Below are 22,303 nucleotides of genomic sequence, written 5' to 3' on the forward strand. Positions count from 1 at the left end.
TAAGAACGATTTATGCTTTAACCATCAAATCGCAGATGTCATTGCTGAAAGAAACCGGGTCCTCAATCTGTACGCCCTCAATCAGTAGTGCCTGTGTATACAGCAGCTTCGTATACTTTTTCAGCGTATTCTGGTCCAGCTTGTACAGCGCTGTGAGCTTCTGGAAAACCGGATGATTTGCGTTGATTTCCAGCACCCGCTGTGCCTTGACCTTTTCCCCACCATTGTTCGGCATCTGATTCAGCACCTTTTCCATCCCCATGGACAGGGCACCATTTGTGGACAGGCAGACAGGGTGGCTCTTGAGCTTTGTGGAAAGGATAACTTCCTTCACTTCACCATTCAGGGCGTCCTTCATGAAGTTAAGCATATCCTTGTTTTCTTCCACTTTCTTCTTAGCGGCCGCTTTTTCCTCTTCGGTCTGCAGGTCAAGGTCATCGTCTGAAACAGACTTGAACTCTTTGTCGTCGTACTTCATCAGAGCACGCAGAGCAAACTCGTCCACGGGGCTGGTCAGGTACAGAATCTCGTACCCCTTGTCCTTAACCGCCTCGGTCTGCGGCAGCATATCCACTTTGGCGGTCGTTTCACCGCAGGCATAGTAAATGTTCTTCTGGTCCGGCTTCATACGGTCCACATACTCCTGCAGGGTAACCAGTTTCTTTTCACTGCTGGAGTAGAACAGCAGCAAGTCCTGCAGCAGTTCTTTGTGCTGACCGAAGTCGCTGTAAACACCGTACTTCAGCTGCAGACCAAAGGCTTTATAGAACTGCTCGTACTTTTCGCGGTCGTTTTTCAGCATATTCAGCAGTTCAGACTTAATCTTCTTTTCCAGACGGCCCTCAATAATATGCAGCTGGTGGTCATGCTGCAGCGTTTCACGGGAAATGTTGAGGCTCAGGTCCTGGCTGTCGACAAGGCCGCGTACAAAGCTGAAGCAGTCCGGCAGCAGGTCGGAACATTTGTCCATAATGAGCACGCCGTTGCTGTACAGCTGCAATCCCTTTTCATAGTCACGGGTGTAGTAGTCATAGCTGGCGCGTGCCGGAATAAACAGCAGTGCTGTGTAAGTAGCTACACCTTCGTTGTAGCTGTGAATCACCTTAAGCGGGTCCTCATAGTCGCCGAACTTGTTTTTATAGAAGCTGTTGTACTCTTCCGGCTTTACCTCGTTTTTGTTCTTCCGCCATAAGGGGACCATGGAGTTCAGTGTTTCCACTTCGGTATAGTCCTCATACTCCGGCTTATAGTCCTTAGGAGCATTTTCCGGCTTTGGTTTTTGGCGGCTCTTCTGCATATCCATGCGAATAGGATAGCGGATATAGTCGCTGTATTTCTTAATGAGGTTCTTAATCGTGTACTGGTCAAGGTATGTGTCGTAATTGTCGTCGTCTGTATTGTCCTTCAGGTCCAGTGTGATTTTTGTGCCGCGCTCTGCTTTTTCACAGGGGTCCACAGTGTATCCCTCCGCACCGCTGCTCTGCCAGCACCATGCTTCATCGCTGCCGTAGGCTTTGCTTTCCACTGTAACCTGCTTTGCCACCATAAAGGCCGCATAAAAGCCAACACCGAACTGACCGATGATATCGATGTTATTATCGTTCTTTTTGTCTTTGTTTTCCTGCTTAAAGGCGAGGGAGCCGGACTTGGCGATAGTGCCGAGGTCCTTTTCCATGTCGTCCTTTGTCATGCCGCAGCCGTTATCCTCAATAATAATTTTGCGGCCCGGTTTGTCCAGTGCAATGTGAATTTTGAAATCGTCACGGGAAAGGCCCGTGTCGTTTTCCTGCAGGGACCGATAATACATCTTATCTATCGCATCACTTGCGTTGCTGATTAGTTCGCGCATGAAGATTTCCTTGTGCGTGTAAATAGAGTTAATCATCAAGTCCAAAAGACGTTTTGACTCTGCCTTAAACTGTTTCATTGCAATACCGCCTCTGATTCTTGTTTTTAGCACTCTGCTTCGTCAAGTGCTAAATCCATTGTAAACCATTCGCTGGAAAATTTCAATAAACAAATTGTGAATACTTCGTCAAAAACGATTTTTGCCTTTTTATGCCGCTGCATTTTGCTGCGGCGCGAACATTCTGCGGAACACAAAACGCACCAGCGTTCCCTTGTTATTTTATTTCTGTTCGGAAAATTTGCATACCATCTCATATTCACCGGCATAGCTGCCGTCCCGATAGCGAAATGCATTGGGCAGCATCCCATAAATTTGGAACCCAAACCTGCGGTACAGGTGAAAAGCGCGCAGGTTAGTATCCACCACACCCAGCTCCACCTGTTCCAGTCCGGCTCTCTGGGCTGCCTCCAAACACGCCTGCAGCAGCGCGGAGCCAATGCCCTCATTCCAGTATTTCTGTTTTACGGAAATGCCGAAATCACCGCGGTGACCACAGCGGGAATGCACTTTATCCGTAAAAACACTCGCACTGCCCGCCAGATTTCCGCTGACAAAAGCAGACAGCATAATGCTGTGCGGGTCTGCCTCCACGGCTTGCAGAAGGTATGCTTCCTTTTCCGGTGTATCGCATATCTCGTCCGGATAACGCGCCATAAAGTCTGTTTCTGCGGAAGTAATACGCTGATGCTCTAAAATCTCCTGTGCATCTTCTGCAACAGCGCTGCGCAGAAGGCAGTCCTGTCCGTCTTTTAAAGTAATTTCCTTTTTGTACCGCAATGGCATTTCTCCTCTCTTACAGGACCTTTTCAATTTCGTGACGAATGGGAATATCAAAGTCGCCGGTCAGTGGAATAGACGGCTTTAACCGGCATGATGCCTGCACGGCATTGCGGAAAATCTGCACCATGTCAAAGCCGCGCTTTTGATAAAAGCACATGGCATGGAGGTTGTCATTGGTTGTTATCCGCGTCAGCCGGCCGCATCGCCGAGGTCAAACAGTCTGCATCGCACCGCCATTTTGGTGGAAATTCCCCTCTCATAGCATTTCCCCTTTCGTACCTTTTACTTAATTGTCTTATAGGAATTAAAAGACGCGATGTGCGGACGGTGGCAGTTCCGGGTCGTAGCAGCGGCCGGTTAGGCGGTGACAAATGCATTTTTACTGTCTGCTTCGTTTTGCATCTTCTGCAGCACAGTCATTTCCAAAAGGAACTTTCTTTCTGCCCATGATATGTGTGATGTCAGCGCAGAAAAAAAGGCCGCTGTGACTTTTTCCCTCGTCACAGCGGCCTTTTCTATACAAGACAAGAAAGAAAAATCAGGAAAGCAGCATGCGGTCGTTGTCCAGCTCATGGCCTTCTGCTGTCTGAAAGCGTTTAAGAAGGTCATCCACTTTCAGATGCTTTTTCTCTTCCCCGCCAATATCGAACAGAATATGTCCGCTGCCCATCATGATGATACGGTTTCCCAGTTCAATGGCCTGCCGCATATTGTGCGTCACCATCATCGCTGTTAAATTCTGTTCTTCTACAATTTTTTTGGTCTGCTGCAACACCGTATCCGCCGTTTTCGGGTCCAGTGCCGCAGTGTGTTCATCCAATAGCAGCAGCTGCGGCTTCTGCAGTGTTGCCATCAACAGTGTCAGTGCCTGCCGCTGGCCGCCGGAAAGCAGTCCAACTTTACTGGTTAGGCGATTCTCTAGTCCGAGGTCCAAAACTTTCAGTCTTTCTTTATACAAAGTGCGTTCTTCACTGGTAATGCCCCAGCGCAGGGTGCGGGATTTTCCACGGCGGTAGGCCATTGCCAAATTCTCTTCAATATTCATATCTCCGGCTGTACCGCGCATAGGGTCCTGGAACACGCGCCCCAAATACTTTGCACGCTTGTGCTCCGGCAGGCGGGTAACATCGACGCTGTCCAGCACGATGCTGCCGCTGTCGCATGGGAAAGCACCTGCAATTAAGTTCAGCAGCGTACTTTTTCCAGCGCCGTTGCCGCCAATAATGGTCACAAAATCGCCGGGCTGCAGGTGCAGGGTAATATTTGTAAGCGCACGCTTTTCATTGACAGTCCCTTTGTTAAATGTCTTGCATACATTTGTCAGCTGCAGCATCTTCTCACTCCCTTTCGTCCGGTTTGTTCGCTTTGTACAGGCCGTCTGTGCCGTCCGGCACGGGTACCGGTTCCTGCTTTTCCCTGCGGATAGCATTCCAGCGGGTAACGTCCTTTTTCACTTTCGGCACAAACAGTGCCACTGCTACAATGATAGCGGTAATCAGCTTCATGTCCGTGCTGCGCAGACCAAAGAACAGAACAATGGCAATCACCGCACGGTAAATAATCGAGCCCAGCACCATACAGATCAGCCGCAGCATAAAACTGACGCGGCGCCCCAGCACCACTTCGCCGATAATGACGGACGCCAAGCCGATAACGATGGTGCCAACGCCCATATCCACAGAAGCGGAACCCTGTACCTGTGCGAACAGGCCGCCGGAAAGCGCCACCAGTCCGTTGCTGATAACCAGCGCAATCATCGTCATACTGTCAGTGTTAACACCCAGAGAGCGCACCATGTAGGGGTTGTTGCCCGTTGCACGGATGGAACTGCCCAGCTCCGTACCGAAGAACCAGTACAGAAGCACAATAATGGCTGCCGCCAGAATGCCGCCCAGAAGCAGCTGGCAGTTTTTGGGGCTTAGGCTGGGAATCCAGTGCCGCACAATGGTATCCACCGTATCTACACCGTTCAGCGGAACCATGGCACCGCCCATAACGCGGATATTGATGGAATACAACGCTGTCATTGTCAGGATACCGGCAAGAATGCCCGGTATTTTCATTTTTGTTGTTAAAAAGCCTGTAATAAAGCCGCACAGCATACCGGCACCCATCGCCGCCAGCAGTGCCACAAATGGGTTGACACCATGCAGCCCGACCAGCATGGCCGCCACGGAACCGCCTGTGGCGAAGCTGCCGTCAACGGTCATATCCGGAAAATCCAGAATTCGGAAGGTAATGTATACGCCCAGCGTCATAATGCTCCATATGACGCCCTGCGCCACTGCGCCGTGCAGTGCACCGAAGAAATTTGCAATATCCATAAAACTGGTCTCCTCATTTTGTAAAAATTCCTGTATGGCAATGGAAATACCCCGCAGCCGCAGCCGCGGGGCACCCCTATGTGACTTTCTAAGTTATGCAGCGCTGCTTACGTCCTTGCCGGTTTTCATCACGCTGTCCGGCAGAGTAATATTCAGCTGTTTTGCAACAGCGGAATTATAAGAAATATCATAGTTTTTCAGGTATTCAATCGGCATATCCGCCGGCTTGCTTTCGCCTTTCAGGATTTTGGCCGCCATGGCACCGGTCTGCTTGCCCAGCGCTTCATAGTTAATGCCAATCGTCATCAGGCCGCCGTTGGAAACCATGCCGCTTTCTCCAACGAAGACCGGCAGCTTAGCCTGTGTTGTTACGCCGGTGACCACTTTCATACCGGAAGCCAGCATATTATCAGTCGGAATATACACCGCCTGCACCTTGCCAGCCATGGACTGTGCCACCTGCTGGATTTCATTCGCCGCAGAAACAGTGAATTCCTTATACTGCAGACCATTTGCCTTACAGGCGGCTTCTGCCCAATCCGCCTGCAGCTTGGAGTTGGTTTCACTGGAGCAGTACATAATGCCGACGGTCTGCACCTTCGGAACAACCTGCTTCATCAGTTTAATCTGCTCATTAACCGGCGTTTTATCGCTGGTGCCGGTGATATTGCCGCCGGGCTTTTCGTTGCTGTCCACCAATTTGGCCTCTGCTGGGTTCGTAACAGCAGTGACAACAACCGGTGTATCTGTAACAGCCTTAGCGACAGCCTGTGCAATCGGTGTTGCGATGGCGAGGATAAGGTCCGGTTTCTTGCTGGACAGGGTATTTGCCACGGTAACGCAGTTGGGCTGGTCCCCCTGTGCGTTCTGTACATCATATATAACGTTGCTGCCCTCTTTAAAACCAGCAGCCTCCATGCCCTCTTTAAAGCCTTTCAGGGAAGCGTCCATCGCCGGATGGGTCATGTACTGTGCCACACCAATGGTATACTGTTTTGCGGTGCTGCCAGATGCTGCCGTGCTGCCGGATGCGGAGCTGCTTCCACCGCAGGCTGTCATGCCTGTCAGCACTGCGGCCGCCAAAATGGCCGCAAGAACTTTTCTTCTCTTTTTCATCATGATACCTCCAGTTTTCTGCTGGCCGCGTTTTCAGGCGCTTTAACGTTTCAATGGCATAAAGTCATTTACATATTACACAACATTCCACAGAATGTCAAGCATAGGTACTTTGCTTTTTTGCCGGAATACCGATATAATAGAAACAGAATTACCGAAAATACCGTAAAAATAAGGAGTGCCTTGCTTATGACTGCCAGAATTTATATTTACGATACACAGGGACAGAACGAACCGGTGTGCTCTCTGACTCCCGAACCAAGCGGCGCTGACGATGGCGGCCGTGACTACACCCTGCCGAAGGGCTACACGCTGCAGGAAGGCCAGTTTTCCGCACCCAACGGCAGCACCTGCTACCTGCAGATGCATAACGGTGCACCGCTTCTGGTGGACAACGCAAACAAGCTTGCTTTCCTGCTGGAGCAGGAGCGAAAAATGGAGCAGCGGCGCAAAGCCGCCGGCCTGACACGCCTGCAGCTGGCGGACCAGGTGGGGCTGACCCAATACGATATTTACAGAATGGAGCACCACGAAGTGGAGCCGAGCACAGCGGCTCTTGGAAAAATTGCCGCTGTACTGCACTGTGACACAATCGACTTAATTTAAGACTTGTCACTGCTTAAAACTTGTGCTATAATAAAAAAGCTGTTCTGGCAGAGGTTTCATTCCTCTGTTGAAAACTTTTTTATGCGCTTGTAGCTCAGCTGGATAGAGCGTTGGACTCCGACTCCAAAGGCCCCCGGTTCGAATCCGGGCAGGCGCACCAAAACGAAACCCGCATGGTTAAGCCATTTTTATGGTTTGACCATGCGGGCTTTTTTGCCCATAATGCGGTTTGACTACAGTTTGACTACTTTTCAAATAAAATGCCCCCAGCAGGCAGCCGCAAAGACCGTTCCCTGGAAACAAGGGGCGTCAACAGAAAAATTGAACTGGGGAAAGATAGCCCAAACGTTTTTGAACTCGACGGCGGTTGTAAAAGACCTCAATATATTCAAATATGGCTTGGCGGGCAGCTTCTCTCGTAGGATAGACATGCCAGTGGACAATTTTCTTTTTTGAGAATAGAAAAAAGCTTCCACCCCAGGCACTACCTCCCAAAGTGCCAAGTCGTGAAAAGCTTTATTTCCAACTATAATTCCGGTATGCGCCCGTACATTCATCATGTACTTCCGTTTTGAATGCGAAACTTCATTTAACAATCCAGCATTCTTCTCAAGGTGAAATTTGTTCAAAGCCAGAAATATTCGTTAATGTTTCTTGTGCAGGGATTCGCAGTGTTACGGTTGTTCCTTTATTTTCAGTGCTTGCAAATGTCAGGCCGAAACTTTTTCCAAAATAGAGCTGAATACGGCGCTGTATGTTTTTTATGCCATATCCATTGCTCTTAGCAGTCAAAATATTTTTGAGCTTATCCGGTGCAATTCCGCATCCATTATCCTTAACTATAAATTCTATCTGGTCATTTATTACTTTACAAGAAATTTCCAGCAACCCGGGGCCGGGCATCGTCCGCTGGTCTATCCCATGAATAATGGCATTTTCCGCTAAAGGCTGCAAAATGAGATTTGGCATTTTATAATTTAAAACAGAAGGATCCAAAGTTTCAACAAACTGGAATGACCGGCTATGCATCATTATTTGTATTTTAATGTAAGAAACTGTGTTTTTCCATTCGTCCTCTACAGATATTTCAGAATTCCCCCGATTTAGTGTAGTACGATAATAAGTGGAAAGCAGCTGTGCCATTTCGCTGATATCTTCCTGCCCTGAAACAAGTGCTTTGCTGTTGATTAGTGAGAGGCTGTTATAAAAGAAGTGCGGATTTATTTGAGCCTGCAGGGCCTTAATTTCATATTTTTGCTTTTCAATGTTGGTTTTATAAATTTCATCGACCAGCCGCTGCAGCTTTCGGACCATTATGCGGAACTGCTTGGCCAGTACGCCTATTTCATCATTGCAGGGTTCGTCCGGCGGTAAATCCACAAAAAGTCCCTTGCTCCCAATCAGCTTCATATTGCGTGTCAGTGTTTCCAATGGACGTACAATTACATAGGATAAATTTCGTGTGAGCAGGTTCAGTAGGAACGCGCAGCCAAGAACTACTAACACAACCATCAGCAAAATGGGTGCTATGTTTTTCCATATGGTACTCATAGGGCGATATAAGAATAAAGTCCAGCCTTCCTCTGTCAGAACATTTCCCATGCTGATATAGTTTTTCGGCAGCTTTTTGTCTTTTGCAAAGGCTTGAATTTGTTTCTCCGGTATCTGATTTCTGAAGTTTTGATAAGAATACAGAATCGTGCCGTGCTTGTCCAACAGTAAAACACCGAAATTATTGTCAAATAACGTGTTGAACTGTGAGAAAATCCCCTTATAGTTAAGGTCAAAAGCAATATAATTCTCTGATTTTAAGGATGAGGAAAAAATCGGACAGCACACAGCCATGTCTTCTTTTTCCCTTGAGATATAAAAAGATGGTTTTCTGGCATGCACCGCTGTCTGATACCAAGGTTCTTTTTTGGCGTCTTCCAGGGTTTTGACTGTGTTTCCATGCGGATATAAATTGCGGGAAATATACAGTGTTTCAGAACTGATGTCGCCATTCAGCATAGATATGGCTGCTAAAGGCGGGTCAACTTCATCTCTATAGGCAAGATACATTTCGTAATTATTGGTGTAATTGCGCGTTACTGCTTGTCTGATACTGTTGTTCCATGCAACATTTGAAACTGTGTTTCGGTATGTGTCGAGTTTGTTTTGAAAAACAATAGCGGCCTGTTTGAGGGTGTCCTGCTCTGCCTGTTTTTCACGGTTCACCAGTAGATTATCAATTTGTAGGTAGCAGAAGACACCAAGTACAAGAACCGGAATCAGTCCGGCTAAAATACATACCATATAAATTTTTTGACGAAAATTTATATTACGATACCATTTTAATAGAACTTGCTTTAACTGCCGCATAGGTATTCTCCTTTTGGCCTAGTGTGCTGACTGCCGGTAGGATTCCGGCGTTTGCCCGAAAGTTTCCCGAAAACTTCTGCAGAAGTACGAAAAGTTTGTGTAGCCGACGCTTTTGCAGATATCCTGGATTTTTTCATTTGTATTTAATAATTGTTCTTTCGCTTTTTCCATGCGCATGGTTTTTATGTACTTATTAATTCCACAGCCGGTTTCACTAATAAACAAATCACTTAAATAATGCGGGGATAGGTAAAACTGTTTTGCAAGCCGGGAAAGGCTTAATTCCTCGCCATAATGATTTTGAATAAATTGCTTAAGCATACGAATCGTATGCCCTGTGGATTCGGTATCAGCGGCAAGAGTTGCAACAACTCTTTTCGTGACGTCCAATATAAGAGCTTTGCTTTCCTCAAAGTACTGACAGAAATACAGGCGCTCAATCACTACCTGCAGGTCTTCTTTGTCAGCAGGCAGTGCACTGTATAAAATAGTAGCCAGCTGAGACAGGATATAGCTCACATTGATGTGCGACTGGTTGCGTTTGTGCTGATACTTTGTCAAAAGCATATTAACGCTTTTCTGCAAACTGTAGCTGTCCTTGAACCGAATGGCATCCGCGGCGGAACGAAGCAAGGCATCATCATCCTCATAAGATTCCAAGCTGGTTGAAATTTTATCAGGAATCGGATATACATAGCAGTTTCTAAAAAAGAATCGGTCATCCAGTGCTTTTTCTGCCTGTGCATATGCCGCTGCAATGGAATCTGCTCCTGTTAGTGGGCTGCTGATGGAAATGTAACAAGGCTCACCCGCATCCGCAGAAATTTGTTTTTGAAGAATTTGTGCCATTGCAGCAACTGATGAATCTGTTTCTGTATCTTGCAGGAATAAAACACTTTGATAAGTGTTCAGATTGAGGAAGTGATGCGGCCATCCTCTCAGCACGCCTGCAATGGATTTTTCGAAATGGTCCTGAGGGATACTTCCAAAAATAGGATTATCAAATTGAAGCAGAAGCAGCTGTTTGAATTTTTCTAAAAAAGCGAGGTCAATATCTCTATATTCACTGCAAAGCATTTCTGCCTTGGCCCCGTACAGCAGCCGGGACAAAACATGATTCTGCAGATAAGCAGCGGCAAATTGCTTCTGCATAATGATTTGCTTTCGTGCATTCAGTTTTTGAATTGCTTTTTCCAACACTTTTCTCAGTTCCTCAGGGTTAATGGGTTTCAGTATGTAATCGACAGCCCCCAAAGTAAGTGCTTTTTTAACATAGGGAAAGTCATTATAGCCACTGAAAAATATAATTTGTACATTCGGATACAATTCCCGCGTTTGAGATGCAAGTTCTGTTCCCAACAAAAAAGGCATTCGTACGTCCGTAAGCAAGATGTCAGTTCCTTGTTTTTTTGCTTTTTGTAGGGCGTCATGGCCATTTTCGGACTCCACAATGTCCAGTTCGAATTTATATTTCTTCAAAAGAAATTTTACTGCTTCCCGCTCATCCTTTTCGTCATCCGCAATCAGAATCCGGTACATAAGGGCACCTCCACTTAGAATTCAAGGTCAAATTAAGTATAATTGTTTTATTTGATGCTTTCAATAAAATTCAGGATATTTGTACAGATATCTGGATTCTTTGCTATTTACAGCAACTGTATAGATAGATTATACTAAATTTGCGTTTAAAATTCACTGAGATTGTGAATATTAGGGAACGCAAAAACAAATGGGAGGTTCAGTAATGAAAAGAAAACATATTGTCAAACGCTCTGTAGCTTTTGCTTTGGCAGCATCACTTGCGGTTGGGTTATCCGCCTGCGGCGGTTCCACTCCAAGCGCCTCATCTAAGCCAGCTACCGCATCTAAGGTAACAAACCCAATGGCTAAGTATGATCAACCAATCGTAGTCAACACGGGACGGCAAACGGCTACCAATGCACGGTTGCCAAAGGGCGATACTTATGAAAATAACGAATACACACGGATTTTAAAAGAAAAGTTGAATATTGTAATTAAAGATGCATTTGAGGCAAACGGTGCGGATTATGACCGTCAGGTTTCACTGGCGGTAGCAAGCAGTTCCTTGCCGGACATGATGCTGGTTAATCACAATGACCTAAAAGAAATGGTAGACAATGACCAGATTATGGACTTGTCAGATGTCTATAACCAATATGCCTCTGATAAAATAAAAGAAATTTATAATTCGTTCAAAGATGTTTACGATGGCGGTGCCTTTAAAAAATGCACTTTTGACGGAAAAATCATGGCAATGCCGGACGTAGGCGGCGATGCGGGTTCCAATGCGGCTTGGATTCGTCAAGATTGGGCCGACAAACTTGGTATTAAGTTGGATCCAGACGGGGATGGGTGCCTCACACCGGATGAACTGAAAAATGTAGCAAAGCAGTTCATTGCGAAGGATCCCGGTAAAACTGGGAAACCAGTTGGCATTCCCGTACAGCAATTCCCGACTGATGGCTCCAATGACGGCGGTTCCTTCACTCTAACCGGCATAGCCAATTCCTTTAATGCTTTCCCGAAACATTGGCAGAAAGATAAGGATGGGAAAATTGTGTATGGCTCCCTTACCAATGAGACAAAGGAGTTCCTTACTACCATGGCAAGTTGGTTTAAGGAAGGAATCCTTGATCCACAAACCGGCACGCGCACATGGAATGACTGCCAGGGCCTTTTGGTAAACAATCAGTCTGGTATCGCTTTTGGACCATGGCATATGCCCGACTGGTGCTTCAACCTGGTAAAAGAGAAAGACCCGAACGCAGAATTCAGATGCTATGCAATCGCCGACAAAAACGGTAAAGTTAATTTTATGCACGTTTCACCGTCGGACAAGTATTTAGTGGTACGCAAAGGGTATCAGCATCCTGAGGCTGTTATGAAAATCTTGAACTTGTTCTATGATACTCTGAATGGAAAAGATGCAGCCAAAGCCATGCCAAATATATCCAAAGCCATGCAGATGGACAATGCCACAAAACCAGTCAATATGGAAATATTGGACGCAAAATTGAATCTTCGCAGTTACGAACAGATTTCGGCAGCTGTAAAAGATCCCTCCAAAGTCAACGATATTGATATGGCGGAAGACCGTATGATTGTCACCGAGATTAACGAGTATAACAAAAACAAGAAGTCCGCGCCGGTGGAAGACTGGTCACATTATACCTCTCGAATGTTCGGTTTAGGACTGTACTATAAACTTACTGAGAAAAACCTGTTTAACTGGCAGGTGCCGGGCTTTACAGGAACAACCGATTCCATGGAATCCATGTGGACAAATCTGGATAAACTGGAGAGCGAAAATGTTATAAAGATTATAACAGGAGCAGCTCAGCCAAACTCCTTTGATAAGTTTGTTAGCGACTGGAAGGCACAGGGCGGCAGTCAAATAACGAGCGAAGTAGAATCCCAAGCTTCTGGGAAATAAGAAAAGTGGTGGGGCTGTGTCATTAAAAAACACGGTCCCATTTTATTAAGGAGGATATCGATGGAATTGCTTCATAAAACCAAAGTGCAGAATGCTGTTTCCGGCAGAATGCGCTCGCAGAATGCGATGTTTCACTTCATGATGCTGCCAGGTATGATATTCCTGATTGTTTTCAGTTATATTCCTATGGTAGGCATCATCATGGCGTTTGAAAATTTCACTGCAGCCAAGGGAATTTTCGGATCGCCGTTTGTGGGATTAAAACACTTTCAGTATATGTTTTCACTGCCGGATATTTGGGTAATCATTCGAAATACGCTGTGTATCGCTATCGGCAAAATGCTTCTTACCACACTGCTTGCCATTATATTTGCTATACTGCTCAATGAGATTCGCGTAAATTGGATGAAGAAAACCATACAAACCGTTGTTTACCTCCCACATTTCCTTTCATGGGTTATTCTTGCGACAGTTGTGGTCAATATGTTCAACCTTGACGGATCCGTAAATCAGATTCTTAATAAAATCGGTATCGGTTCAATGAACTTTTTAGGCAGCAATACGCTGTTTCAGCCACTGCTGATTATGACCGATGTTTGGAAAGAATTCGGCTATTCCTCTATTGTTTTTCTGGCAGCTATCACCTCGATTGACCCAGGGCTTTATGAGGCAGCTGCGATTGATGGAGCCAACTGGTGGCAAAAGACGTGGCACGTCACATTGCCCGGTATGCTGAGCATTATTCTGCTGATTTCGGTAATGAATATTGCCAATGTGCTCAATGCGGGTTTTGACCAAGTATATAACTTGTACAGCCCAATGGTCTATGAAACGGGCGACATTATCGATACTTACGTTTATAGGATGGGCCTGCTGAACCATCAATACAGTTTTTCAACAGCAGTCGGCCTTTTCAAGTCTTTCGTAGGCATGTTCTTGATGCTTTTCGTCAATGGACTTTCCAAGAAGTTTACAGATGCCCGTATTTTCTAGAAGGGAGGAAAATGGTATATGAAACAATGCAACAATGGATGGGCAAAAGCAGGAAAAATAATCATTTATGTAATTATTATTTTAATGGGACTTACCTGCTTGCTGCCTTTGCTTAATATCGTGGCAATTTCCTTTAGCGGCAGTGCGGCTGTTACAGGAAATCAGGTTGGATTCATTCCGGTGGACTTTACGCTTGCCCCCTACCAAAAAATGCTGGCTGATTCCCAGTTTTGGCGTTCTTTTCTCATCTCAGCCGTTCGCGTTGTCCTGCAGCTTGCGTTAAATATGGTGCTGATTGTGCTGATGGCTTATCCACTTTCTAAATCAAAGCGTGAATTCCATGCACGTGGTACATATATGAAACTTCTGATTTTTGCAATGCTGTTTAACGGCGGCATGATCCCCACTTATCTCCTTGTAAAAGATTTAGGACTTCTGAATACGATTTGGGCTCTGGTTTTACCAGGCGCGGTTCCGATTTTCAATGTAATACTGGTCATGAACTTCTTTGCCGGTGTACCGAAATCGCTGGAGGAAGCCGCGGTGATGGACGGCGCAAATCCTATGCAGGTCTTGTGGAAAGTCTATCTCCCCTGTTCAGTGCCAGTGCTTGCAACGATTGCGCTGTTCAGCATTGTTGGAAGCTGGAATGACTTTTTCAGTGGTTTGATTTATATCACCAAAGTAAACAATTTCCCGCTAATGACATATATTCAGTCTTTGAATGTCAATATTGCCGACTTGTTAAAAGCCGGAGCCAGTTCAAGTACCCTTACAAATATTGCTGAACTGACCAATAAAAATTTGAATGCTGCAAAAATTGTAGTGTCCACAATTCCGCTCATTGTAATTTATCCTTTCCTGCAAAAATATTTTGTTACCGGCATTGTAGTTGGAGCTGTAAAGGAATAAATTTATAGAAGTAATTAAGTGATTGAAAGAACAAATGGAGGAATCTCAATGCCCAAATGGCTGAATGACGCAGTATTTTATGAAATTTATCCGCAAAGTTTTTATGACACAAATGGTGATGGTATTGGAGATATAAACGGCATAACAGAAAAGCTCGATTATATCAAATCTTTGGGATGCAATGCAATCTGGATTAACCCCTGCTTTGAATCCCCCTTTATGGACGCGGGCTATGATATAAGTGATTATAAAAAGGTTGCCCCGCGTTACGGCACAAACGATGACTTAAAGCACTGCTTTAACGAAGCACACAAACGTGGAATGCATATCCTGCTTGATTTGGTGCCCGGTCACACCTCTGATAAACACCAGTGGTTTCGGGAAAGCCAGAAAGCATGCCAAAATGAATATACAAACCGGTATATTTGGACTGACTCCGTGTGGAACCGCCCCGCCGGATTCAACAGTATGTGCGGGGTCAGCGAAAAGGACGGCTGCTATTTGCTGAATTTCTTTTCGTCCCAGCCGGCGCTCAACTATGGGTTCAATAAAATAACCGCACCATGGCAAATGCATTACACCCAGCCTGACTGCGTTGCAACACGGGAAGCCCTGAAAGATGTAATGCGCTTTTGGCTGGATGCGGGCTGCGACGGTTTCCGAGTGGATATGGCGGATTCGTTGGTAAAAAACGATGATAATAAAGAGGCAACCTGCGAAGTATGGAGAAACATCCGTGGGATGCTTAACCGGGAGTATCCGGAAGCTGCCATGGTATCAGAATGGTCAGACCCTGCTAAGGCGATTGGAAAAGCCCAGTTTGATATGGACTTTTATTTGGACCATCAGGAAAATGGATACCATGCACTATTCCGCAAGACAGGCAGCGACGGCAGCCAACAGAACTTTTTCAGCAAGCAGGGCAATGGCGATATTATGGAGTTTCTGGATGATTATCTGCCGCGATATCATGTGGAGGAATCAGCAGGTTACGTCAGTATGATAACCTGCAACCATGATACCCCCCGCATGACACTTGGCTTTGATGAATTGGAATGTAAAATTGCCTATGCTTTTCTATTGACCATGCCGGGGGTTCCTTTCATTTACTACGGTGATGAAATCGGCATACAGTATTTTCGGCTTAACAGTGTTGAAGGCGGGTATCATCGTACCGGGACGCGTACGCCCATGCAGTGGACAAATGGAAAGAATCTTGGGTTTTCCACCGCAGAAAAAGAAAAACTGTATTTGCCGGTGGATGAAAGAGATTGTGCACCGACAGTGGAAAGCCAGAACAAGGATACCAATTCTCTGCTGAATACGGTTCGAAAAGTTCTAAAACTACGCCACGAAAATCCAGATTTGCAGGCACAGCCGAATTTTGAAGTCGTTTATGCAGAAAAAGGAAAATATCCATTTGTGTTCCGCCGCGGTCAGTTTTTAATAGCGGTCAATCCGTCGTGGCGGTCGGTATCAATACCGATGAAGCTGCTTGGTGAATCGATATTCCAGCTTGGTCACAGCACATTAGAAAACGGTAACCTTTCTATGAAAGGTCAGTCTTTTTCAATATTTCATATGAATTCAATTTGACAGAACTGTTGCAAACAAAAATCTACATAGCATAAAAAAGCCGGAAGATTTCCATGAGAATGGTCATCTTCCGGCTTTTATGCTGTAGGCACAACCGAAACACGCGCTCCCTCCGCCTGTTCCCCTCTCTAAGGCTCGTTTCATAAAGACATAAAAACGGGGAACACCTCCCATGGATGTCCCCCAAACAACCCCGCTCTGCACAGCATGATAGTCTCCTTTCCCATGCTGCTCCAATGAAATCCATGTTTCTTTTTTGTCAAAAAAGCAGTATAATGAGGGCGAATAGAAATTCTGCGGGAACTCATACTTTCTGCAAACGGTCCTATGTGGTCCTGCCAGTCAGCCGGTCCGGTTCCGTGTATCGGCATATACAGCGGCATCACCGGCTCCCTATGTTTCCGCATTTTTACAGGCAGAGTTCCGCCGAAAGGAGAAATACGCAATGGCGAAAAAACAAACCGTGCAGCGAATTTTTTCAGTCGTGCTTGCACTGACAGTCATAACGTCTTTATGTATCGCTGTACCCGCAAGTGCCGCAGATACAGACACTTCCCAAACCGAGCAGAGTGTTTCCTCTAATCTCTCTCTTTCTTCTACGCCGCTTGTCCGGACGGCCGGATTGGACGGCTCCTCTTATTACGGGTATTACGCAAATTCGGACCAGGTGTATTACTATGCGGACCCTGCAGGACAGCTGCGCATTGTCATCAATACACATGACCCGGCAACTGGAAATCCCCAGCTGGATATTCGCACCTGCAATTCCGCCTGTCAGCAAATCAGCCGGGAATTCGTCAGTTTGCCCCTTCCCCTTTTTGGCGGTTTCTACCATGATGAGGATACTGGTGACTTGTATGTTGTAACCGGACAAAGCAACTCCTCCGAATCACAGGCCATCACAGCGGTGGAAGTGGATAAATACAACAGCAGTTGGAAGCTGCTCTCGTCCGCGAAAATTCCGGCTTCATTCGCTAATATTTTCCAAGGTATCCGCACGCCCTTCAACGAAGGAAACTGCCGAATGACCAAAGCGGGCAGCCATACACTGGTAGTATATATGAGCGGAGAGATGTTCACTGTAGAAGGGGAACATCAGCAAAGTGACCTTACTTTCTATCTGGACACCAATACTATGAAAGCCTGTCAGTCCGAGCAGCCATACAACAGCCATTCTTTTAATCAGTTTGTTCAGTACGACAAGACAAATGGCATGCTGAAATTCGTCAGCCATGGTGACGCTTCCCCCCGCGCGATCTGTACAGAAGCACTGCGCTGGAACAATACCACCAGCCAGCCCATCTACTACTCCTCTACAAAACCTTTTACTTTTCTGGGCGATACCAGCATCAGCCGCACCGATACACAGGTAAACGGTTTTGAACTTGGCAGGAATAATGACCTGATTGTCGGCACCTCAGTTCCGCATAATCAGGCTGTCTGCGGCGTGATCGGCTGGTCCAAAAGTGGCGTAACAAATCAGAACCTGTACCTGATTAAAGTTTCCAAGGACGGCACGCAGTCCACATTCCAATGGCTCACGAACAACAACCCCAAAGCATCCGGTTTAGACATTGACGACCCGCGGCTTGTCAAAATCAACGACGATCTGTTTCTCATTCTGTATACAGAAGTACAAAATTCCGGCGGCAGTCCGTCTTATACCACAAAATATATGCTCATAAACTCCAGTGGAAAGCAGCTTGCACCGGCGTCTTCCATCGGCAGGCCGGGCAGCGCATCCAATATGTACCACGGCGGTTCACAGCCCATTCTTTATGACGGGAAAATTACATGGGCGGACGAGGAGGACGGCCAAAGCAGCAGCCGAATCTATCAGCTGCAGGGTACCGTCACCATGTCGGACAAAAAGACCGGTGTAAGCATGGTTTGGAAGTCCTTAGCGGCCCACTCCGTCCTGCAGACCAATGTGTCTTCCGCCGTGGATACTTTTCCCTCCTCTCTGTCTGCACAGGCGGTTTCCTCCAGTGCTGTCTGTTACGACGTTTCGATGATAAAAGACGGCGCACAGGAAAGCCTAAATGGTGACACGGCTGTCCTCTCCCTTCCGATTCCGTCCGGCATTTCGCCGCTGCGGACACTCTGCTGGCGCATTGCAGAAGACGGCACCGCACAGCAAATACAGAATGTCCGCATCCAAAACGGAAAGCTTACTTTCTGCACCTCCTCCCTTGGGCAGTTTTTCATTTCCGAGGCAAAGGTTTCCGCCGTCCCTTCCTCGGACCTCACGGGAACCGTGAGCGTTTGGCCCGGACAGATTATAAATTTCCGCACCTTCAGTACATTTCCTCTGCAGCAGATTGTGCAGGGAAACGGCAAAACCGCCAGCGTAAATGCACCCTTTGTAAGGTGGTCCGCAGACACGCAGACCGCCGAGCAAAGTTTGTACATTCCCTACAGCCAAAACCACGCGGGCGATAAAACCGGCATTTATGTCAGAGAAAACGGGACCGCCAGTCTGTTGTTCACGGTCAAGCTGGATTTCAATCGTCCGTTTACCTGTGACACCGGTTCGGACGTTGTGAAAGAATCCGGCCAAACCTATTTTGCCAAGCTGACGGTTCCACACGGCACCGAGGTCGGCGGCTATGCTGCCGGAAACGGCGCTGTTGCCTTGACACGGGCAAAAAATGGCGGCGCACCCACCGTCAGTAAAGACGGCAAAACAGATATTTATTATTACGGCTTTACAGCCGCAAGGCAGGGCCGTACCGGGCTGTACGCAAACATAGTGGGAACAAAATTCTGCCTATACTCTACAACCGTTCAGTAAATTATCTATTTTGAATAATCCAAAGGGAGCGTAAATCCAAGTTCTGGATTTACGCTCCCTTTTTTGTCTGTGCCAATCTTTCGCCGTATTCTTCAGAGATATCAAAAACAGGTGCATGTGTACTTTGCTAAGTACCATCGCGCCGGTAAAACACGCCGCCCACCATAGCAGCAACTGCATAATCCAAAGAAATTTAAATTTTTTCTATTTTACTCCCTTTCATTGCCTCATAACCAATAAGAACTGTCCAAACGTAGGCGCAGGTTTTCGGAATCATAAGGGCACCAATAGCCGGAACCGCATCTGCAAACAACACGACCGGAATGTAGCAGGCAAAGCTCAGCACCACAGTGAACCATAAAAAACGAAATGGACGGTCCCGCTGTTCTTTTGCACTGCGGTAGAACAGCACAACAATCAGTGCCCCCAACAGCGCAAAAGGAATGTTGCGGTAAATCCCCCAAGAAAGCGGCGCACGGGCGCTTGTCCATGCGTTTTGCGGCATCAGGCAGAGAAGAATGCGGGAAAGCGCTAGCATCCAAACCGCCGTTGTAATCCCGCCTTTGCCGGATACCTGATACCGTGCACGCCATACATAATAGAGCAGAACATAAAAAATGGTCATCGTGATGGAAGTAATGAGCTTTCCAATGCCCAGCGCAGCCGTGTAACTTGCAAGACCGGTGGTGCAGAGCGCAATGGCACGCGGCACCAAATGGAAGGCATCGCCGCAGCCGAGCGTTATCGCCATAATTCCGAAAAGCAAGAACTGCTTTTTCCCCGCGCTTCCCCGAATCATCAGAACTCCCAGGATAATAACAGTAGTTAAATAAGCAATATCAAAAAGTGTTTCAAAAATAGCCTGCATGGTACCATTCCTTTCAATTTGAACGATGTTCATATTTGTTTGTATAAAAGCCCGCCGTTTGGCGGGCACTCAGTCAGCATAAATGGTGCGGCGAATGATTGCAAGCAGCACACCGCAGTCACCTTTTTTCTGCATAAGCATTGTTAAAACATTGGTAAGCACAAAATCAATAAAGTCAGATTCGGTAAAGGCAGGCGTAAAGGCGTCTTTTCTAATGGCAGTATCCGCATTTAATGCTTCCGTCATTCCCATTTTGATGTGGGAAAAATAATGCTGCATGGTATCCTTCGCCTTGTTCTTCCCCGTGCTTGCAAAGCTGAGCGAATGTGCCGTTAAAAAATTTGGGTATTCTTTGCTGCCGCGCCGAACGCTCTCAAAAATCCAGCCGACGTATTCGGGAAACGGCAAATTCATTGTGCATTTATGGTCCATGTGGAAAATATCCTGCCAGACACTCTCAATCGTTGCGATAACCAAATCATCTTTACTGGAAAAATAGTTGTAAAGTGACCCCAGCGCCACATGACAGGCCTGTGCAACCGAGCGCATATTCAGCGCTGACAGCCCCTTTTCCGAAACCATGTCCCTACAGACTTTGAGAATGGCGGACTTGGATGTTACAGCGATATTGATTGTATGCACCTCCCAACTTGAACAATGTTCATTATAATAGACTGCCCGCCGTTTGTCAATTTGCTTCTCTTTAGATAAACAATAAATCCTTTTTTATCTTCCGCAATTCACCATGTCCGCGGCATAAAAAATCCCCGGAAAGCCTTAAAATAACTAGCTTTTCGGGGTGGTGCCGCTGACCGGGGTTGAACCGGTACGATGTTTCCATCGAGGGATTTTAAGTCCCTTGCGTCTGCCAATTCCGCCACAGCGGCAAAACAACATTTTTATTTTATCACAGAACAGCAGCAAACGCAAGTTTTTCATGGCAGCATTTCTATACTTTAGTGCAGGTCTGTAACCATGCCAAAGTGATACCCCATCTGTTCCCATTTGGTAAGGAGTTCATCTAAAATATCCGCATTTGTTTTGGAGGTGAGGTGCAGTAAAACAACCGCTCCCGGATGAGTCCGCGGCAAAATTCGCTTAAAGGCTTCTTCTTTGGTTGGCTGTTTATCTTTGTACCAATCTACATAGGCAAGGCTCCAGAAAAACGTTTTATAGCCGAGCTTCTGCGCCTGCTGCAGGTTTGCAACGCTGTAGCGGCCCTGCGGCGGCCGATACACGCGCTGCATGGGCTTTCCGGTAATCTCTTTATACTTTTCCTCCACAGAACGCAGTTCTTTTTCAAAGACAGCCGTGTCAGAAATTTTCGACATATCATAGTGGTGCCACGTATGATTGCCGACCGTATGTCCTTCCGCCGCCATACGCTTCACAAGGTCCGGCCGCGTTTGCAGGTAGTTTCCCACAACGAAAAAAGTAGCGTGCACATGATGCTTTTTCAGGGCATCCAAAATTTTTGGCGTATAACCAGCTTCGTACCCTGCGTCAAACGTCAGATACAGTGTTTTATCCTTGTCATTTCCAAGAAAATAAGCCTGATACTGCCGCAAAAACTGCGGAGAGGCATTCCCCACGGGCTGCTTTCCCGGCTGCGGAAAGGACAGGCCCCAGTTGGGATTGACCGTTTTTGTCTTTGCCGCTGCGGCCACGCTGACCTGCCGGCCGTACCATGTAAAAAGCAGGCCAGCTGCTGCCGCAACCGCAAGCAGGGCAATCACAATGTTTCGCTTTTTCCAGATGAAATACACGCCCACTCCTCCCTTTTATACAGGAACTCTATGCGGGGGAAGCAGAAAATATGCACTCAAAAAACAGCGCGCACTGTCTGAACCATGACTTTAATATCATTTCCTACCGAAATGGAATCCATATACTGCAGGTTCAGCTGCATTTTGGTCGGCAGAATCTTCTCAATATAAGTCGTTTCGGGGTCCAACGGCGACTCCGCCAAAATCTCGTCTTCATTGCGGAAGTGAATGCTGCTGGGTGCCGTCACGCCCGGCCGTACCAGCAGTGTGGACAGATAGGCCGGCTGATATGCCTTTACATACTTCGGTACTTCCGGACGGGGACCGACCAAACTCATCGTGCCGTCCAGCACATTCAGCACCTGTGCAAACTCGTCCAGACGGCATTTACGGATAACGCGGCCAACGCGCGTAATGCGCGGGTCCTGTCCAACAGTTATCTGCAATCCTTTTTTATCCGCGTCCTGCACCATGGTACGAAACTTATAGATACGGAACGGTTTTCCATAGCGGCCAACACGCTCCTGCCGATAGAACACCGGTCCTTTGGAGTCCAATTTTACCGCAGCGGCCGTTATCAACAGCAGCGGTGACAAAATCACCAGTATCAAAAAAGAAACCACAATATCAAATAAACGCTTAGCTGCAAGCGTTCCGCGGTGCTGCCGCAGCTTTTCAAAACAGGCTTTTGTGTCCGCGTTCTGCATCCATGCAGGCAGGTCTTCAAAGCGCAAAGGAACCCCTCATTTCGTTCAGTATTACTTTCTCTGGCCATATCATCTCAAAAATAAGACATTAAAATATTATAGCACACTGCGCCGCAG

The 22,303-nt window shown here is 46.8% G+C and carries 19 protein-coding genes and 2 tRNA genes; 7 read left to right on the forward strand and 14 right to left on the reverse strand.

Going from position 1 to position 22,303, the window contains the following annotated elements; all coding sequences use genetic code 11:
- Window positions 1-10 precede the first annotated feature (10 nt).
- From htpG to ACIHKT_RS06515, 6 genes are all read right to left on the reverse strand, one after another.
- Window positions 11-1,933 carry a molecular chaperone HtpG gene (gene htpG, locus ACIHKT_RS06490; protein WP_086036862.1) on the reverse strand — a complete coding sequence of 641 codons (1,923 nt, stop codon included), beginning with the start codon at window positions 1,931-1,933 and terminating at the stop codon, window positions 11-13.
- Between the two features lie 195 nt (window positions 1,934-2,128).
- Complete coding sequence (locus tag ACIHKT_RS06495) at window positions 2,129-2,686, reverse strand: GNAT family N-acetyltransferase (protein WP_174192941.1); 558 nt, start codon at window positions 2,684-2,686, stop codon at window positions 2,129-2,131.
- A 16-nt stretch (window positions 2,687-2,702) separates the two neighbouring features.
- The gene (locus tag ACIHKT_RS06500) at window positions 2,703-2,846 is read right to left on the reverse strand and encodes a hypothetical protein (protein WP_157658956.1); all 144 of its coding nucleotides are present in this window, start codon (window positions 2,844-2,846) and stop codon (window positions 2,703-2,705) included.
- Between the two features lie 381 nt (window positions 2,847-3,227).
- Window positions 3,228-4,022 carry an ABC transporter ATP-binding protein gene (locus tag ACIHKT_RS06505; protein ID WP_086036029.1) on the reverse strand — a complete coding sequence of 265 codons (795 nt, stop codon included), beginning with the start codon at window positions 4,020-4,022 and terminating at the stop codon, window positions 3,228-3,230.
- A gap of 4 nt (window positions 4,023-4,026) precedes the next feature.
- The gene (locus ACIHKT_RS06510; RefSeq protein ID WP_086036030.1) at window positions 4,027-5,013 is read right to left on the reverse strand and encodes an ABC transporter permease; all 987 of its coding nucleotides are present in this window, start codon (window positions 5,011-5,013) and stop codon (window positions 4,027-4,029) included.
- Window positions 5,014-5,106: 93 nt separating this feature from the next.
- Complete coding sequence (locus ACIHKT_RS06515; RefSeq protein ID WP_174192939.1) at window positions 5,107-6,129, reverse strand: ABC transporter substrate-binding protein; 1,023 nt, start codon at window positions 6,127-6,129, stop codon at window positions 5,107-5,109.
- Between the two features lie 189 nt (window positions 6,130-6,318).
- Between ACIHKT_RS06515 and ACIHKT_RS06520 the strand changes: the two genes are divergently transcribed.
- A complete protein-coding gene (locus ACIHKT_RS06520) occupies window positions 6,319-6,735 on the forward strand; it encodes a helix-turn-helix domain-containing protein (protein WP_086036032.1) in 417 nt (138 codons plus the stop codon).
- Between the two features lie 83 nt (window positions 6,736-6,818).
- Window positions 6,819-6,895 (forward strand) — tRNA-Arg (locus tag ACIHKT_RS06525).
- 149 nt (window positions 6,896-7,044) lie between these two features.
- On the opposite strand, the gene ACIHKT_RS06530 is transcribed toward ACIHKT_RS06525, so the two are convergent.
- The 3 genes from ACIHKT_RS06530 to ACIHKT_RS06540 all read right to left on the reverse strand — a co-directional run bounded on the left by ACIHKT_RS06530 (window position 7,045) and on the right by ACIHKT_RS06540 (window position 10,635).
- Window positions 7,045-7,230: an IS3 family transposase gene (locus ACIHKT_RS06530; protein WP_086036033.1), complete on the reverse strand. Its 186-nt coding sequence runs from the start codon at window positions 7,228-7,230 to the stop codon at window positions 7,045-7,047.
- Between the two features lie 114 nt (window positions 7,231-7,344).
- Window positions 7,345-9,096, reverse strand: coding sequence for a sensor histidine kinase (locus ACIHKT_RS06535; RefSeq protein ID WP_174402989.1), 1,752 nt, complete (start codon window positions 9,094-9,096; stop codon window positions 7,345-7,347).
- An 18-nt stretch (window positions 9,097-9,114) separates the two neighbouring features.
- Window positions 9,115-10,635: a response regulator gene (locus ACIHKT_RS06540; RefSeq protein WP_174192935.1), complete on the reverse strand. Its 1,521-nt coding sequence runs from the start codon at window positions 10,633-10,635 to the stop codon at window positions 9,115-9,117.
- A 205-nt stretch (window positions 10,636-10,840) separates the two neighbouring features.
- Between ACIHKT_RS06540 and ACIHKT_RS06545 the strand changes: the two genes are divergently transcribed.
- The 5 genes from ACIHKT_RS06545 (at window position 10,841) to ACIHKT_RS06565 (ending at window position 18,845) form a co-directional block, all read left to right on the forward strand.
- On the forward strand, window positions 10,841-12,550 hold the full coding sequence (locus tag ACIHKT_RS06545; protein WP_174402990.1) for an extracellular solute-binding protein: 1,710 nt from the start codon (window positions 10,841-10,843) through the stop codon (window positions 12,548-12,550).
- Window positions 12,551-12,658: 108 nt separating this feature from the next.
- Window positions 12,659-13,543, forward strand: coding sequence for a sugar ABC transporter permease (locus ACIHKT_RS06550; RefSeq protein WP_236849747.1), 885 nt, complete (start codon window positions 12,659-12,661; stop codon window positions 13,541-13,543).
- Window positions 13,544-13,561: 18 nt separating this feature from the next.
- A complete protein-coding gene (locus ACIHKT_RS06555; protein WP_174192925.1) occupies window positions 13,562-14,455 on the forward strand; it encodes a carbohydrate ABC transporter permease in 894 nt (297 codons plus the stop codon).
- Between the two features lie 48 nt (window positions 14,456-14,503).
- On the forward strand, window positions 14,504-16,051 hold the full coding sequence (locus ACIHKT_RS06560; protein ID WP_404352149.1) for an alpha-amylase family glycosyl hydrolase: 1,548 nt from the start codon (window positions 14,504-14,506) through the stop codon (window positions 16,049-16,051).
- 445 nt (window positions 16,052-16,496) lie between these two features.
- The gene (locus tag ACIHKT_RS06565; RefSeq protein ID WP_174192923.1) at window positions 16,497-18,845 is read left to right on the forward strand and encodes a hypothetical protein; all 2,349 of its coding nucleotides are present in this window, start codon (window positions 16,497-16,499) and stop codon (window positions 18,843-18,845) included.
- Between the two features lie 193 nt (window positions 18,846-19,038).
- Here ACIHKT_RS06565 and ACIHKT_RS06570 read toward each other — a convergent pair whose 3' ends face one another.
- From ACIHKT_RS06570 to ACIHKT_RS06590, 5 genes are all read right to left on the reverse strand, one after another.
- Window positions 19,039-19,713 carry a hypothetical protein gene (locus ACIHKT_RS06570; RefSeq protein ID WP_174192921.1) on the reverse strand — a complete coding sequence of 225 codons (675 nt, stop codon included), beginning with the start codon at window positions 19,711-19,713 and terminating at the stop codon, window positions 19,039-19,041.
- A gap of 69 nt (window positions 19,714-19,782) precedes the next feature.
- The gene (locus ACIHKT_RS06575) at window positions 19,783-20,355 is read right to left on the reverse strand and encodes a TetR/AcrR family transcriptional regulator (protein WP_236858917.1); all 573 of its coding nucleotides are present in this window, start codon (window positions 20,353-20,355) and stop codon (window positions 19,783-19,785) included.
- 158 nt (window positions 20,356-20,513) lie between these two features.
- Window positions 20,514-20,600 (reverse strand) — tRNA-Leu (locus tag ACIHKT_RS06580).
- Between the two features lie 69 nt (window positions 20,601-20,669).
- Window positions 20,670-21,479, reverse strand: coding sequence for a polysaccharide deacetylase family protein (locus ACIHKT_RS06585; protein WP_174192919.1), 810 nt, complete (start codon window positions 21,477-21,479; stop codon window positions 20,670-20,672).
- 56 nt (window positions 21,480-21,535) lie between these two features.
- Window positions 21,536-22,213, reverse strand: a complete 678-nt coding sequence (locus ACIHKT_RS06590) for a sugar transferase (RefSeq protein ID WP_236858919.1) — start codon at window positions 22,211-22,213, stop codon at window positions 21,536-21,538.
- Window positions 22,214-22,303: the final 90 nt, after the last annotated feature.

The sequence above is a fragment of the Caproicibacterium sp. XB2 genome, from assembly GCF_044880635.1.
GTDB lineage: Bacteria > Bacillota > Clostridia > Oscillospirales > Acutalibacteraceae > Caproicibacterium > Caproicibacterium lactatifermentans.

Coding starts and splice junctions, on each gene's coding strand:
- ACIHKT_RS06500 (WP_157658956.1), bottom strand. CDS start 2,846: ATGTGCTTTTATCAAAAGCGCGGCTTTGACATGGTGCAGATTTTCCGC.
- ACIHKT_RS06505 (WP_086036029.1), bottom strand. CDS start 4,022: ATGCTGCAGCTGACAAATGTATGCAAGACATTTAACAAAGGGACTGTC.
- ACIHKT_RS06510 (WP_086036030.1), bottom strand. CDS start 5,013: ATGGATATTGCAAATTTCTTCGGTGCACTGCACGGCGCAGTGGCGCAG.
- ACIHKT_RS06515 (WP_174192939.1), bottom strand. CDS start 6,129: ATGAAAAAGAGAAGAAAAGTTCTTGCGGCCATTTTGGCGGCCGCAGTG.
- ACIHKT_RS06520 (WP_086036032.1), top strand. CDS start 6,319: ATGACTGCCAGAATTTATATTTACGATACACAGGGACAGAACGAACCG.
- ACIHKT_RS06535 (WP_174402989.1), bottom strand. CDS start 9,096: ATGCGGCAGTTAAAGCAAGTTCTATTAAAATGGTATCGTAATATAAAT.
- ACIHKT_RS06540 (WP_174192935.1), bottom strand. CDS start 10,635: ATGTACCGGATTCTGATTGCGGATGACGAAAAGGATGAGCGGGAAGCA.
- ACIHKT_RS06545 (WP_174402990.1), top strand. CDS start 10,841: ATGAAAAGAAAACATATTGTCAAACGCTCTGTAGCTTTTGCTTTGGCA.
- ACIHKT_RS06550 (WP_236849747.1), top strand. CDS start 12,659: ATGCGCTCGCAGAATGCGATGTTTCACTTCATGATGCTGCCAGGTATG.
- ACIHKT_RS06555 (WP_174192925.1), top strand. CDS start 13,562: ATGAAACAATGCAACAATGGATGGGCAAAAGCAGGAAAAATAATCATT.
- ACIHKT_RS06560 (WP_404352149.1), top strand. CDS start 14,504: ATGCCCAAATGGCTGAATGACGCAGTATTTTATGAAATTTATCCGCAA.
- ACIHKT_RS06565 (WP_174192923.1), top strand. CDS start 16,497: ATGGCGAAAAAACAAACCGTGCAGCGAATTTTTTCAGTCGTGCTTGCA.
- ACIHKT_RS06570 (WP_174192921.1), bottom strand. CDS start 19,713: ATGCAGGCTATTTTTGAAACACTTTTTGATATTGCTTATTTAACTACT.